General features: G+C 50.2%; 8 protein-coding genes. 2 read left to right on the forward strand and 6 right to left on the reverse strand.

What is annotated here, in order from left to right:
• Window positions 1-178: 178 nt before the first annotated feature.
• The gene (locus tag OGX94_RS24525) at window positions 179-9,499 is read left to right on the forward strand and encodes an autotransporter outer membrane beta-barrel domain-containing protein (RefSeq protein WP_257661458.1); all 9,321 of its coding nucleotides are present in this window, start codon (window positions 179-181) and stop codon (window positions 9,497-9,499) included.
• Window positions 9,500-9,643: 144 nt separating this feature from the next.
• On the opposite strand, the gene OGX94_RS24530 is transcribed toward OGX94_RS24525, so the two are convergent.
• The 6 genes from OGX94_RS24530 to rclA all read right to left on the reverse strand — a co-directional run bounded on the left by OGX94_RS24530 (window position 9,644) and on the right by rclA (window position 14,684).
• Window positions 9,644-10,411, reverse strand: a complete 768-nt coding sequence (locus tag OGX94_RS24530) for a putative bifunctional diguanylate cyclase/phosphodiesterase (protein WP_003831149.1) — start codon at window positions 10,409-10,411, stop codon at window positions 9,644-9,646.
• A gap of 100 nt (window positions 10,412-10,511) precedes the next feature.
• Window positions 10,512-11,093, reverse strand: coding sequence for a helix-turn-helix transcriptional regulator (locus tag OGX94_RS24535; protein WP_185879271.1), 582 nt, complete (start codon window positions 11,091-11,093; stop codon window positions 10,512-10,514).
• Window positions 11,094-11,114: 21 nt separating this feature from the next.
• Window positions 11,115-11,810 (reverse strand): flagellar brake protein, encoded by a 696-nt coding sequence (locus tag OGX94_RS24540; protein WP_003831147.1) that lies wholly within the window; start codon window positions 11,808-11,810, stop codon window positions 11,115-11,117.
• Between the two features lie 573 nt (window positions 11,811-12,383).
• Entirely contained in the window at window positions 12,384-12,944 is a 561-nt protein-coding gene (rclC, locus tag OGX94_RS24545) for a reactive chlorine resistance membrane protein RclC (RefSeq protein WP_003831145.1), read from the reverse strand.
• An 11-nt stretch (window positions 12,945-12,955) separates the two neighbouring features.
• On the reverse strand, window positions 12,956-13,186 hold the full coding sequence (gene rclB / locus OGX94_RS24550) for a reactive chlorine resistance periplasmic protein RclB (RefSeq protein WP_032934543.1): 231 nt from the start codon (window positions 13,184-13,186) through the stop codon (window positions 12,956-12,958).
• A gap of 172 nt (window positions 13,187-13,358) precedes the next feature.
• Window positions 13,359-14,684 carry a reactive chlorine resistance oxidoreductase RclA gene (gene rclA, locus OGX94_RS24555; RefSeq protein WP_003831143.1) on the reverse strand — a complete coding sequence of 442 codons (1,326 nt, stop codon included), beginning with the start codon at window positions 14,682-14,684 and terminating at the stop codon, window positions 13,359-13,361.
• A gap of 238 nt (window positions 14,685-14,922) precedes the next feature.
• Between rclA and rclR the strand changes: the two genes are divergently transcribed.
• Window positions 14,923-15,777 (forward strand): reactive chlorine-specific transcriptional regulator RclR, encoded by an 855-nt coding sequence (gene rclR / locus OGX94_RS24560; protein WP_048214745.1) that lies wholly within the window; start codon window positions 14,923-14,925, stop codon window positions 15,775-15,777.
• Window positions 15,778-15,795: the final 18 nt, after the last annotated feature.

The raw sequence follows: 15,795 nt of genomic DNA on the forward strand, positions 1-15,795 counted from the left end.
ATTATCACGGTTATTATTTAAAAAGGTTTTCTTTCGACTCGCTTTTTAATTCCGCATCGCACGGAAGGAAACCCTATTCCCAAAAATCTATTACCGGGTAGCACATCCGCGTGCCAACCATAGCCAACAACTCAATGTATTAACACATGCATAACAGGAATGTAGACGAGGGTTATATATGAACAAAGTTTACAGCATTATTTGGAACGCGGCGCTCGGTATCTGGGTAGTCGTTTCTGAATTAACAAAAGGAAAGAAAAAAAGCAGCTCGCGTAAAACGGTTGCAGTATTGGCAGCAACGGCATTACTCAGCACCTCTCCGCTTGTTATGGCGGATGAAACTGGCGATCATGATATTTCCGTTGATTATAACAATATTGTTATTCAACCGGGCACGAACGACGACATCCACAATGATGGCTTCCTCTACAAGAACGCCACTAACGGTGCAGTGTTAAACGTCACTGGCGCATTGCCGAAAATTGAACAAGGCCAAACCGGGCTGGTCGAATCAGCCACTATTGAGCAGTTGCTAGAGCAAAAGAAGATTACGCTCACGGCGAACATTGGGGGCGTTAGCACCCCGATTACCGAAGTTGAAGAACTGAAAAAGTATTACTTCAACCAGCCATCAACGACACCTTCGCAAGATAAAGAAATTCCTATCATCGATCCTGCATTAGAAACCCCTGCGGCTATGCAGGTCTACAACACCGATGAACTGGTTCGCTATCTGACCGAAACTCCGTTAGATGGCATAACGTTAAATACCTATGACTCAACCCTTTCTAAAATCTACAACAACTTTGGCATTGCGCAGGCCAGCGACGGTTCGACGGCCAATCTGAACATTGGTAACGATCAGAAAAATGCCCGCGATGCAGAAAACACCATCAAACTCCTTGCCAAAAATAGCGCCTTGCTTGAAGCCAGCGGTACAGGCAGCAAGGTTAACTGGATTTCCGATAACTACATCTCTTTTGGCGCCGCCCCCGTCGTCCCGAACGAAACCTTTAACGGTTCTCAGACAATGGACCAGTTCGGCAAAGTATTGACTATCGATACCTACGGATTCGATAGCAACGGTGATGCAGTGAAAACCGGCACTCAGGAGTTTGATATCACCAATACTCAGGAACTGGGCGATCTTAACGACTGGCTGCTGGGCGAAAGTGATGCAACGGTTTTAAATTCGCAGGGGCAAAAGGTCAGTCAACTTCAGCTGATGCTGGATGCCAATCGCGGCACGATGTCGCTCAAAGACGTTGAAGATTGGTATGCGGATCTGATTAGCAGCGTTTTGCAATCCGATACCGTAACCGGCTCGGTTGATTGGCAATACCAGGTCTGGAAGGATGGTAAAAGCCATACCAATAACGCCACGATCGGTAATACCGAGCTGCACGCCGTTTACGCGCATGGCGCGGGTGCGACCGGCACTGTGACCAAAGATTCTGTGCTGGCGGTAGATGGCAGCATTAATGGCGTGATGAAAGGCGCAGATGGCGCTGTCATTACGAACCAGGGTTCCCTCAACGCACTGCGTACTTCCACAGGCCACAGTCTGGCGATTGGTATGCTGGCGGAAAACGCTACGGCAACCAACACCGGCACCATCAACTCCGGTTTGTTCATCGATAAAGATGGACGACAGTCTGTAAATAGCTACGGCGCTATCGGTATGCAGGGCAAAGGGACCAGTACTGTCACCAACGATGGCATCATAAACCAGGCTGTCACAACAGGTAACTATGGTACCGCCTCTGCGGCCAACCCCTGGGATACCAATACCACGGTAACAACGCCAATTACGCTGGCCATTGGGATGCTGTTGTCAGGAGACTCAACCGGGGTTAACAACAAAACGATCAATGTGGTGGACGGTAACGCCAACGGCGCCTCCTTCGGGAAAGGTACCGCTTATGGCGTTGAAGTGGCTGAAAATGCCAATTTCACTAACAGTACTGACGCCACGATTTATCTCGGTCGTGATGGTTCTAACACCGCACAGGATGTCGAATTGACTGGCGGCGCTAACCTCAGCGCAGGTATCCATGTGCGCGGCGCAGGGACTGTGACTAACGAAGGGAAAATTACCCTCGGAACCGGCGTACGTAACGCAGCCGGCTTACTGGTCGCTGGTGCGAGCGGGAATGTTATCAACTCCGGCGAAATCTCAGTTAATGGTGCGACATCCGGACTGTCAAACTACGGGATGTCGGTGCATAACAGCGGCGCAAATGCTGGTCAAACTATTCGTAATGACGGCCAGATTAATGTTAACGGCAAAAGTAATATTGGCATTCATGTTCGTGCAGACAGCTCGGATGCCAAAGTCACCACCAGCCAGGCCGGTCAAATTACAGTGAACGGTGAAGGTAGTACCAACGAGCGTAACTACGCTATTTGGGTTGAAGGCTCCGCTGGAAAGCAGGCGATTGCGGATATCTCTTCCGGTATTACGCTGAAGGGCACCGGGGACATCGGGGTGCACGTTCGTGGCAGTGCGACGGCGAATATCAATAACGACAGTAGCCCTGTATTTAACAGCACCGACCAGATAGGCTACTTTTTATACGGCTCCAATGCTGTCGCTAACATTGGCAAGACGGAGATGAATGATAATGGTCAGGTTAATACCACTATCTTCCGTGTTGCTGAGGGTGCCAAATTTGCCGGTAACAGTAAGGACCCCGTGAGCGGAGCTTACTCCGATCTAAAACTATCACTCAGCGGTAACAACTCTGTTGGTGTACTGGGTACAGGGAAAGGTACTGACGTTGTCACCGGTGAAGCGACATTCAACATTGGGGGGATGGGCGCAACTGCCATTGTGATTGAAGGCGGTGCAAGCGGTAATATTAGCGATAAAACCATCATCAATTTGACCGGTGTAGGAACCACTGCCGGGATTGTTGACGGCAAGGGGCATAATTTAAACGGCTCCGAACAGGGTAAAACGGTGGAGACAACCCTCACCTCTGATGCCAGCATTACCTCTGAAACCAGCGGCAACAAGGTTATCGCCTATGTGGCGAGGAATCTGGGTAACCTGATCCTCAACACCAAATCGGTTATCGATCTGGACAGCGTAAACAGCATCGGCGTTGATGTGCAAGAAGGCGGGAGCTTAACTAACAACTCTTCCAGAGCCCTGCATGTCAGCAACGGTATTGGCGTACTGGCTTCAGGTGCCAGCGCCCAGATAAAAAGACTGGGCCAGGTAGCCGTTGATGATGGAACCGCAGGGGTTCTGCTGACCAATGGTGCAAGCCTGAGTATTACCGGTACTACCGGCGATGCCATCACGACCAATGGTACGGCCGATGGTATTCGTCTCGATACGGGAGCCGGTAAGCTGTCTGCAAAAGGTGTGACTATCAGCGCGAAAGGGACTGGTGCTGGCATTCAAAACGATGCCAACAACACCGATATCACGCTCAACGACGTGACCATCAATGCCAACGATGGCCCAGGGATCCGCACCAGCGTGGCGCTGAATATGAAAGATGGGCTGAACAATATCCTCAACGTCAACGGGAAAGGTACCGGATTCGCTTTTGAGCAACGCGATGGCGGTTCGGTGACGGGCGATCTGACCATCGGCAAAGGCTATACCATTGAGGTACTAAACAGCGAAGGCAGCGGTATCCGCGCAAATACCAGCGGTCGTATCACCACCAATGCCGACATCAACGTGCATAGCAGCGCAGGCGGTTCGGCGATCATCGCGAAGAACGTCAGCGCGGTCACCAACACCGGCAAGATTATCTCTGCCAGCACCACCTCGCCGGTGATTGACGCCAGCGGCGACCGCAGTAAAACCGTTACCAACAGGGGAACCCTGCAGGCTACCAACGACACGGCCGTGGCCATTCAGTCCGGTAAAGGCAATGACACCATTGATATTAGCGGCGGTGTGACCAGCGGCGTAATCAATACCGGCGAAGGCCGGGACACCTTTATCTGGAGTAGCGGCACCTATGCTGGCGAAGTGAATTTCGCCGGTACTGGCGGTAACAATAAAGCTAACATCGGCAATGTGACGCTGGATAAAACACGCCATATCACTACTGAAGCTGGTAGCGGCAACGCCCTCACCTTCACAGATACGAAAGGTGCGAAGATTGGTACGCTGGTGAGCGACAATCTGACCACTGGTACAAACATCGGCACCGGTTGGGATTCGCTGACCATCAGCGGCTCAAACGCAGATGTCCGCGTCGTAGAAAACCTGACGCTGGCAAGCAAAACCATTGCCGTAAACAATGGCGCAACCCTGAGCACCGGCGACCACGTCGAGCCGACCAGTACTGCCGCAAGCATTGGCGATTACAATGTTACGACCCAGGGCGCAGACAGCAAGGTTATCTTCGATACCCAGGGTGATGCTTCAGCGGCGCAAATTTATCGCGGTATCATCAGCGGTGACGGGAAGTTCGAACGTGCGGCGGGCGGTACCACGATCTTCACCGCTAACAATACCTACACCGGCTCTACCACTATCGCTCAAACCGGTACGCTGCAGTTGGGCGACGGCGGAAATACAGGCGAAGTCAGCGCCGTGTCAGACATTATCGACAACGGTATATTGGCGATTAATCGCGCCAACACCGTGCTGCTCAACGGCGTGATCTCCGGTATCGGCGCGCTACAGCAAATCGGCGGCGGCATTACCCGTCTGAACGGTAACAACATCTACACCGGCGACACCACCGTTACCAACGGCACGCTGCTGGTGAATGGCGATCAAAGCGCGGCGCGCGGTGCCACCACCGTTAGCGGCACGTCCACACTTGGCGGTAATGGCACTATCGGCGGCAACGTGCTGATGAACGATGCCACGACCCTCAGCGCCGGTGACAGTGGTGCGGGTACGTTATCCATTAACGGTAATCTGCAGCTTGGTAGCAAAACGACTTCCGCTTTCGAACTGGGTCAGGCCTATATGCCAGGCGGCGCGCTAAACGATCTGATTAACGTCGCAGGCGATCTGCAACTGGACGGGACTCTGGATGTCACCACTTCACAGGGCGGTAACTTCGGACCGGGTGTGTACCGTATCTATAACTACGGCGGCACGCTGGATAACCAGACGCTGGAATTAGGCGCAATACCGGACAGCCAGGATAAGAGCAATATTTTTGTCCAGACCTCTATCGACAAACAGGTCAACCTGGTGAACGCCAACGGCGTTACCCTGCAGTTCTGGGACGGCGCAACCGTCAATCAGAGCCACGGCGCGTCGGGCATTGAAGGCGACAACAAAATTGACGGTGGCGATGGCAAATGGATGGCAATCGGCAGCCAGGGTGATAACAACTGGACCTCCGCAACCGGTGAAGGTAACGCCCCTTGGGCACAGAAGTCCTTCGCCGTCTTCACCACCAAAGGCGGTACAGTTACCGTGGACAACGCCGCGGGAGAAGTTAACTTCTCCGGGGCACAGTTTGATGCCGATGGCTATGTCGTTAAAGGCGATGCGCTTAACGCGTATGCCACCACGGAAAACGCGAGCCACGCAGGCCAGACGCCGGGAACTGGCGAACTGCTGCTGCGCGTTGGCGCCGGTGGCGCGGGGCAAAACTATACCGCGACCATTGAGTCTGTTATCCGCGAAGCCAGTACTGCTGACAAGCTGACGCTGGTGAAAACCGACCTTGGCCGTCTGATCCTCAGCGGCGATAACGAGTATCGCGGCGGCACACGCATTGATGGCGGCACGTTGCAGATCTCCTCCGACAGCAATCTCGGCCAGAGCGGAACTGACCTGGCAATCAATAACGGTTCAACGCTGCAACTGGGCGCGGACCTGACCAGCAATCGCACCATCGAGCTGGGAGCGAATGAGAACGCAGCGGTGTTCGATCTCAATTCGCACCACTTCACGCCAACAGGTGAGATTACTGGCGACGGTAAACTGAAAGTCACCAGCAGCTCTAGCGATGCGGGCAGCACCTTGTCGCTCGACCGCGCAAACAGCTACAAAGGCGACACAGAAATTGCCGGTACCGGAAACGCCAACAATGTGACGGTCAACGTCAGCAAAACCGGAGCCTTTGGCAGTAACGAAAGCAGCACCGTGAACGTCAATAAGGGCGCGACGCTCAATGTCAGCGGGACAGATACCAGCCTGAAATCCCTGACTATGAACATCGCCGACAGCCTGTTAACGCTGGCAGATAACGTCACCGCAGCGAGCGCAATGCTGAACCTGACGGGTACGGCGAAAGCGGTGTTAACCAACAACACCACCGCGGGCAACGCGACGGTTAACGTGTCAAAAGACAGTACTCTGGCGCTGGAAGAAGACGCCAGCGGCGGCAATGCCACCGTGAACAACAGCGGACTGATGACCTTCGCTGACCAGGCGATGGCAGAAAATACCGTCGTTAAAAACCTGGCGGGCGGTAAGGTCGATATCAGCGCAGTCGACAGCGCAACATCGATCGGCTCGTTGTCCGGCGCAGGTAATGTCGAACTGGGCAATAAAGAGCTGTCGCTGGGTAATCTGCATCTTGATGACACCATCAGCGGCATTATCAGCGGCAACGACGGTAGCCTGGTGAAAATCGGTGACGGTACGTTAACGCTGACCGGCGACAATACTTACACCGGCACCACGGACGTCAATGAAGGCGTGCTGCTGGTCAACGGTAATCAGTCTGCGGCTACCGGCCAGGTGACAGTGAAATCCGGGGCAACGCTCGGCGGTAACGGGATTATTGGCGGCGCGGTTGATGTGCTGGACGACGCGCATATTACTGCGGGTGCGGCCATCAACAGCGTGGGTAAACTGACTACCGGTTCGCTGACGCTCAATGATAACGCACAGCTGGATTATCAGTTTGGTCAGGCTTACACCCCGGGCGGTGCCTTCAACGACTTGATTGACGTAAACGGCGATCTGACGCTTGACGGTAAGCTCAACATTGAAACCTCACCAGGCGGCAGCTTTGATGTCGGCGTCTATCGCGTCATCAACTACACCGGCACATTGATCAACAATGTGATGGATATTGCTAACGCGCCGGAAGCGGCTGACAGCCTGTACGTGCAGACATCGGTGAAAAATCAGGTCAACCTGGTCAACCACGCAGGACTAACGCTGCGCTTCTGGGACGGCACCGGTGGTGAAAATGGCGAGCTGAAAAACAACGGCGTCATCAACGGCGGCGACGGTATCTGGCAATCCAGCAAGGGTAACGACAACTGGACTACCGATGAATCAACGCCGGAAGGCGCGCTGAACGCACCGTTTACCGATGCCGCGTTTGCCGTCTTCCAGGGTGAAGCAGGCAACGTGACCGTCGATAACAGCAAAGGCGACGTCATCATCAGCGGCGCGCAGTTCGCCACCGATGGTTATCGCGTGGGCGGCGAAGCCATTACCACCGATACGGCCAACACCCTGATTCGCGTTGGCGATGGCACAGTAGACGGCGCCAACTACACCGCGACTATCGACAGCGTTATCCGTGGTACCGGTGGCCTGAATAAAGGCGATCTCGGTACCCTCATCCTCACAGGCGACAACACCTACAGCGGTGGAACGACCATCACCTCCGGGACGCTGCAGGTAGCGGGCGATACCAACCTGGGTACGGCAGATACGGGAATTACCTTTAATGGCGGTACGCTGAAGTATGGCGAAGCGTTTGATACTGCCCGTCAGGTGACGCTGGAATCCGGCGGCGGGACATTCGACACCAACGGGCATGACGTTTCTCTGCTGACTGAAGTCGAAGGTAACGGTCAACTGACCAAAACCGGTAAAGGCTCCCTCACCCTGACGCTGGATAACACCTACACCGGTGGCACCACCATCGAACAAGGCGTTTTACAGCTGGGTAACGGCGGTGATATCGGCAGCATTCAGGGGGATGTCGTTGATAACGGCGTACTCAACGTCAATCGTGGCGATACCCTGGCGCTGACCGGCAATATCAGTGGTAAAGGCCAGTTGCATCAAACCGGTAGCGGCATTACCGAGCTGCAAGGCGAAAACAGCTACAGCGGCGCGACGTTGATCGCCAACGGCGTGTTGCAAGCGGGTAATGCCAACACCCTGAGTAGCGCATCGCACCACTATGTGGTCGCAGACACCACGTTGAACACTCAGGGTTACAACCAAACGGTAGCGGGCCTGAGCAACGGTGGCGATGTCTCGCTCATCGGTCAGCAGACTGGCACAACCTTAACCGTCAAAGGGGATTACACCGGCGAAAAAGGGACTATCAACATGGCGGCTATCCAGAATGGTAGCGGCTCAGGCATTGCCGACCGACTGATTATCGATGGCGGTAAAGCCAGCGGTAGCACGCTGCTGGATGTCGATGGTTCTGGTCTCGGTGCGCCGACCATTGGGGATGGTATCGAAGTGGTGACAGCGCTCAATGGCGCAACCACCACCGCACAAACGTCGCGGGATGCCTTCCATCTTGCCGCCGATCGTATGGCTGCAGGTGCGTTTGAGTACCAACTGCATGCGGGTAATGCTCAGGGCCAGGGTGAGAACTGGTATCTGAGAAGTGAATACCGTCCAGAAACCATGCTGTATTCTGGCCTCGCCAGCGTCGTACGTCAGGGTGATCTTAGCCTGTTGGGTAACATGCACCAACGTATGGGTGACGAGGTTAAACCGGGCATTGATGAAGACAATCGCGCGTGGGCAAGAATGATTGGCTACTCCGGTAAAACCAAACTGGATGACGCGGCCGGTACACAAACCAGCTCCCATACCATGGGCATTCAGGTCGGCGTTGATATGTATGCTAACGAAAGCTGGAAAGCCGGGATGTATACCAGCATCCTTGATATCGACAGCAACGTGAAAGGCACGAAGACAGGCAGCGATGGCAAAGGCGGTAACATCGACGACAACGCATTTTACGTCGGCGGCTATGCTACCTGGTTCTCGGGTGACGGTATGTATGTTGATAACGTCCTGCAGTACGGTAACCATAAATCCCGCCTGGAGGCGACCGGTAACAACGGCTCGTATACGGTCAGAGGCAACACGCTGACGGCGTCGACAGAGGTAGGTAAATCGTTCCGTTTAGGTGCCAGCGCATGGAGTCTGGAACCTCAGGCTCAGTTGATCTACCAGTACAGCGACTTTGATAACAGCACGCTGGATGGTGTGACCCCAACGAAAGTGAAAATGGATACTGCGGATTCCTTTACCGCGCGTCTGGGCGTGCGTCTGGTCGCTGACTATGACACCAACCATGGCAAATTCCAGCCGTATGGCAGGGTAAACGTCTGGCAGGGTCTGGGTTCAAAAGACAAAACGCACTTTACCAATGCGGTAGCCACCACCACGCTGGAATCTTCACAGCAGTACTCCAGCACTGAAGTTGCAGCCGGCCTGTCATGGTCCATCGACAGAAACCTGCAGGTCTACGGTGAGCTGGGTACGCAATTCAGCAACGGCGGCAGTAAATCGCAGGTAGAAGCGCCGGTCAATGCCTCTATCGGGTTTAAGAAATCGTTCTAAGCTGACATAAACTCACCAGCCCTCTGTTCTGCAGGGGGCTTTTTTTTGCAGTTCAAAGCCGCCTGATGCGCTACGCTTATCAGGCCTACAGACTTAACAGCAACTCGGAACAATCAAGGGGTTGGGAAACGTGAAAAGGAGGGATTAACGATTATATTGTGCTAAGAGTGAAGGGATCTCTTCTGCCAGCACCGGGGGAGAAATGAAAAAGCCTTGAATTTTGTCACAACCAATCTGCATCAACCGCTCCAGCTGGGACTGGGTTTCCACCCCTTCGGCAAGAACTTCAATGCCAAAATTATGCGCCAGTGAAATAATACCCTCAACAATCTTTGTTGATCGGGTGTCGGGCTCAATACCGGTGACAAATTCCTTATCAATTTTTAAGGTGTCAAAAGGATATTTCAACAGGTAATTAAGATTAGCATGGCCAGTTCCAAAATCATCAAGTGCAAGCTTGACCCCTATCGCCTTTAATTCCGTCATATTTTTAGCCGCAATCTGACTGTCGCACAGCGGTGACGTTTCCGTGACCTCTATTTGGCATCGATGGACCGGCAATCCGGAAGTGGCAAGATTTTGTCTGACGCGTTGGGGTAGCAGAGGATCGCAGAATTCAAGCGCGGAAATATTGACGGATAATACAATGGGGTCAGGCCAGGAAGTTGCAACATCCCACGGCGAGTGAGTAACCATATCTTCAATGGAAATAATATTGCCGCTATCTTCCAGTAAAGTAATAAAAACATCGGGAGAGATCATTCCCATCTGAGGACTATTCCAACGCATTAATGCTTCAAATCCGCTTATACGCTGGGCATGCAAATTGAAAATAGGCTGATAAACCATATAAAGTTGACTGGTATTCAAAGCCTTTTCAAGCGCAGTTAGCACCTCATTGGAATTAAACATTCCCCTCTCCCTCTACAAATCATAAAATTAAAAACCAGTCAAAATCACTCCCGAATTGTATCTACTATTAGGTGTATTACATCAGAAAAGAATGGTCAGGTTAGGGTAAAAAAGACATACGATGGGTAAATCTGACAATTAACTTATTTAAATCAGAGGTATTGGTCAGGCCAAGCTTGGCGACGACTCTCATCTTATGTGCCTGAATCGTTTTATAGTTCAGGCTAACTAACTCAGAAATTTCTTTGGCTGTATAACCACTTACCAGTAAGTTCAGGATCTGCTGTTCTCTTTCGGTTAATCTCTTCTGCGAACGATACAGTCGGGGGTTCCATTTCCCGACTGATAATGTTGCCAATTGACCAAAATCACGCAGTGAAGATTTTTCAGTCAAAACTATTGTTTTTTCGACATATAATAACTCTACGCATAATTTCGCCACCAAACTATCAGCAACAATCACCACGACGTTATTATAAAATTTGAATCGGTTTTTATTCAAAAACTGAACAATGTCTGAACACGCTTGTTCATTATCAATGATATTAAAAACCATGGTTTGATGCTGGCATAATGATGACTGATGCAACATATCCTCAAACTGGAATGTTTGTATCGGTACATGTTTGCTGGTCAGGTAGGCAAACATACCATTGCCCACAAAATTATCACTGCCACACATCAACATCCTGTTCACCGTTCCTTATAAGCTTCTAATCTTGTTACTCATTAAAAATTTAATAATGATTTTCTCGACTTCAGTCTCTTCACGACGATTTTTAAAGTCGAACTCACATGAAATCTGATGACAGGAATACAACTGATTATCCTCATCAAATTCATTGATCGGGACGACATCGATCACTTTTAAGTCCAGTTGTAAACTTCCAAAGGTATCGAAATCCAGAGATGCACTTTTAATCACCGCATCTTTATAAAGAAAACGGGCGTTTACATCTTTAACGATTAACGCACAACCACCCTGCGAGATATTTTTAATCTTGAGAGAGTAGTTTTCTCCGTTTTTGTAACGACCAAAACAGAAAAAGTCATAACCCTTCAGGAATGAAAAACGCTGATTTTGTCTCTGCTGGGCAAAGAAAATCATATCCGGGATGAAGTAGGATAATCCTGCTTCCGCACCTGCTGACGAGGTTTGTTCGAACCTGGCACTAAATTTTACAATCCCGCTTTCACTGTGCAGGATAAAGTATTGGACCTTTTCAGGAACAATGTCTCCGTGTCCGGAGATGACAAACCGTTCGAAATCAATCTTCTCTAACTGCGTGATAACGCTACTGTCTCCACACAGGATTTCCAGTTTCGTTTTCTTATGAAGCTCTTCACGAAGGATAGCGATGATTTCAAACTTGTCTTCCTTTGCTAAGCCAAAGCTCATTCTAAAACCCTTATTTCCATATTTAAGATATGTCCCGCCTTTGGTTACTCACAAAACGCGAGATCAGCATCCACCCCTGGTGCTTAATTACCATAGTGGATTCCATGTCAAACAGTTGGTTAAAAATTAAGTTTTTAACTATCTTTAGTCAGTTATTGATACGTAAAAACATTTAATCAGGATTAATTCTAGCTTAAGACATGCCTAAAACCACGCGAACTTGTTGATTAACTATAACAAAAATGAATAACAAGCTTTTTTGAGGTATGATTTTGAGATAACAAATAGCAAGAATTGTACAGAAAAAAATAGAGAAAAATGGAGCTTTTATGGCCGGAAGACTACGCAGTATGCGGGTTGCCGCGCTTTCACAGGAAGGAGGAAAAATGCTTACAGCACTATATCATTAATCAGGGAAATAGAACTGATTAGTTATTCTTCTAAACTGAATAATCTTATATTTACAATAAATTTCCCTTAAGGCAGAAAAAAAGCCAGCATCCTGCTGGCCCGGTAAGTACCGAATCGAACTATAGTGGCTTACTATCTTACAGAGGGCACAACGTTAAAAATTCAATACTGCTGCTTAATTATTGATCGGGATGAATCTGCGATGATCATCACTGCTCCCGCCAACATTAACGTGTCTTTCAACACCAACCGTCCGGCGCCTGACAAGTACGGAAATCCGTGGTGTAAATCACCCAGTGGCATTACCCATGCTTCTGGCGTGGTTATTAAAAATGATAAGGTAACAATTGGTGTGGCAAATGCCAGAACGCCGCCAATTAATCCCAACCAACGGCTAACAGGATTAGCCAGCACCAGCAAAGCGATAAGAACTTCGACTACGCCCAGGCCATTTGAGAACGTATACGTGTTATTCGCCGTCTGCCATTCACGAGCCTGCGGTTTGAATTCACCTTCGTGGGTTAAATGTTGTTTGTATTCTTCTGGATGCTCATAAAAAAATGACATTACCGGACTATTGGCGACAAACGGCGTAATGCTGTCGGCTTCGTAAGGTACAAATTTTAATAAACCAATCCAGATAAAAACAATCGCGATACTCAGGCGAATCAAGGTTAATCCAACCCTATCGCCTTTGCCCAATATACGAAGATACTTTTCCATCCCGGCTCTCCTCACTTGTACAAAATTGCCGTTGCGTGAGTGCTGCTATCAATGCGCATTGAGGTAATTTTCCAGGAAGTCGCATTCTTTTCCTGCGCCAGTTTCGCAATGGCATCTTCCACCACGGAAGGAGAGCCAGACACGGCTGATACGCTAATGTGGGCAACCTCTGTTTGCGCTAACGCGGAAAATGTCACCGGAGCAGTCAGTAACGCAGTCATTAGTAACGTAGTTTTAAGCATGTTCATTTCTATTTCCATTAACGAGTTATTTCAGTGGGAATATAATAAGACATGCCACCTTATTTTATTTCATCCGTAACGCCAGAATAACTGTCAATTAGTATCAGGAATATAAAAAACAAATAAAAAAAAGCCCCACACGGGTGGGGCAAATATGCAGACTACGCTATTATTATTTTATGAGAGAAAAGAGATCGTTTAATGATTCGCTCATACTTGGATGGGTAAATATTTGGTCACGCAATGTGGTATAAGGTAACCCTGCATCCATAACCGTCTTGATGATATTAATCATTTCATGAGAATCTACACACAACAGCGATACGCCTAATATTTGTTTCGTTTCACTATCCACCACCGCTTTAAGAACACCACGCGTATCATTCATCACCCGCGCTCGCGGGATAGCCGCTACCGGCAACGTCACGACTTGCACCGCCGCACCGCTGGCGCGAGCCTGTTCTTCAGTCATTCCGACGCGGGAAAGCGGCGGCGTCATAAAGACGGAATACGGTACGTTTTGGCGATCGCCCGTGTTACGTAACCCCTCGCCTAGCAGGTTGTCACGCACAATACGGAAGTCATCCAGCGAGATATAGGTAAATTGTAATCCACCAGTGACATCGCCCATTGCCCAAATATTATCTGCCGATGTACGCAAATATTTATTCACAACAATGGCACCACGATCGTTTACATCCACACCCGCTTTCTGCAATTGCAGGTTTTCTGTCGCCGGTTTGCGACCTGATGCTACCAACAGCGCATCCACCGTCTGGGCCCCCTCCGGCATGTGCAGCTGTACTGCACCATCATGAGAGGAGACCGACTGCACGTTGGCATTGAGGATCAGCTCGACGCCTTTGTCGCGTAAAATGTTGGCGATAGCGTCAGCAATATCCCGGTCCTCACGAGGCAAAAACTGCGGAGCTGCTTCATAAATAGTGACTTTGCTACCAAAGTTGGCAAACATCGATGCGAATTCAACGCCGATATACCCACCGCCCAAAATGCCCAGACGCTCTGGACGTTGCGTCAAATTCAACAGCCCGGTGCTGTCAAATACGCCAGGTGTCGTGGTTAATCCCTCAACGTTTGGAATCGTTGACTGGGCGCCAGTATTAATAAAGATTTTCTCGCCGCTCAGCTCAATCTCGCCTGTTGACTGCACGACTCGCACAGTATGGTTATCAACGAATTCAGCACGACCTTCAATCACATCCACGTTTTCCAGATCGGCAAGATTATGGAAATTTTTATCGCGCAGAAAACTGACAACAGAGGCCTTGCGTTGCATTGCTTCGGTAAAGTCATGCTGAAGTTCAGCATCATGTACCAGGGTTTTGGTTGGGATACAGCCGATGTTGATGCATGTCCCGCCATACATGGTGTTTGACTGTTCAATAATCGCTACCCGCCAACCCGTTTTGGCCAGTGTTGCCGCCAGCGTTTTACCCGCTTTGCCAAATCCAATAATAATCGCCTGATACTGATTCATGCTGTCTCTCCGCCAAGTCACTGTTCGTTTGATGAACTGAAATATAGCTCTAACTCTGCCTGAACAATGTATCCACAACTCGCCGATAACTGTCAGATCGTCTAAAATAGCCTTAAAGATGACTAACATTTCGAGAATGAATCATTACACTAACACTTTGAAGGTATTAATATAATAATGAAATAAAGAGATAATAGCGTTTCAATAAACGACAACAAAAAAATGTCCAGGAGTCTCCATGGATGCCCTTAGCCGATTACTGATGCTTAACGACCCACAAGGCTCAATTGACCAAAACTGCCTACTGAGCAGGGACTGGCAACTGCCGCACGCAGCAGGTGAATTGTCCATTATCCGCTGGCATACGGTCACACAAGGTGCAGCCCAACTGGACATGCCCGATGGGACATCTTTTACTCTGCGGCCCGGTACTATCGTGATCCTGCCACAAAACTCCGCACATCGGCTCTGCCAGTCTGGCGATGAACAAACACACATTGTTTGTGGCAGCCTTCGATTGCACGCTTCCTCACGCTATTTTTTAACTGCGTTACCGGAAGTATTGGTTCTGGCACCTGATGAAAATAGCCCTGTCAGCCATTGGCTCAAGGCCATGATTGCTTTGATGCAACAGGAATCCATGAGTACTCTGCCAGGTTCCAGTGTAGTCTGCAGTCAACAATGCGCCACACTGTTCGCCTTAGCCGTTCGCGAATGGTTAACCAAGGCGACCCCCGTTCAAAACGTGTTGAATCTACTGCTTCATCCCAAACTAGGGGCTGTCGTCTTCATGATGCTGGAGTCCCCGGCGTTTGCCTGGACCGTGGAAGAACTGGCGAAACGTGCGCATATGTCGCGGGCCAGCTTCGCGCAGCTATTTCGTGAAGTCTCAAACTCCACGCCGCTCGCAGTATTAACCACTTTACGCCTGCAATTCGCTGCCCAGATGCTGTCGCGTGGGTCGCAGCCATTGGTTGTGGTGGCCGAGTCGGTGGGCTACGCCAGCGAATCGTCATTCCATAAAGTCTTTTTACGAGAATTTGGCTGTACGCCGGGCGAGTACCGCAAACGCGTGAAGGCACTGGAGGTATAACGCAGCGCCTGCTTCGGC

It is taken from the genome of Citrobacter sp. Cpo037 (assembly GCF_030332945.1).
Classification (GTDB): Bacteria; Pseudomonadota; Gammaproteobacteria; order Enterobacterales; family Enterobacteriaceae; genus Citrobacter; species Citrobacter portucalensis.

What these genes read in the sequence shown, in the direction of transcription:
- rclA (WP_003831143.1), bottom strand. Translation starts at nt 14,684, where the DNA reads ATGAATCAGTATCAGGCGATTATTATTGGATTTGGCAAAGCGGGTAAA.
- rclB (WP_032934543.1), bottom strand. Translation starts at nt 13,186, where the DNA reads ATGCTTAAAACTACGTTACTAATGACTGCGTTACTGACTGCTCCGGTG.
- OGX94_RS24530 (WP_003831149.1), bottom strand. Translation starts at nt 10,411, where the DNA reads ATGTTTAATTCCAATGAGGTGCTAACTGCGCTTGAAAAGGCTTTGAAT.
- rclR (WP_048214745.1), top strand. Translation starts at nt 14,923, where the DNA reads ATGGATGCCCTTAGCCGATTACTGATGCTTAACGACCCACAAGGCTCA.
- OGX94_RS24540 (WP_003831147.1), bottom strand. Translation starts at nt 11,810, where the DNA reads ATGAGCTTTGGCTTAGCAAAGGAAGACAAGTTTGAAATCATCGCTATC.
- OGX94_RS24535 (WP_185879271.1), bottom strand. Translation starts at nt 11,093, where the DNA reads ATGTGTGGCAGTGATAATTTTGTGGGCAATGGTATGTTTGCCTACCTG.
- rclC (WP_003831145.1), bottom strand. Translation starts at nt 12,944, where the DNA reads ATGGAAAAGTATCTTCGTATATTGGGCAAAGGCGATAGGGTTGGATTA.
- OGX94_RS24525 (WP_257661458.1), top strand. Translation starts at nt 179, where the DNA reads ATGAACAAAGTTTACAGCATTATTTGGAACGCGGCGCTCGGTATCTGG.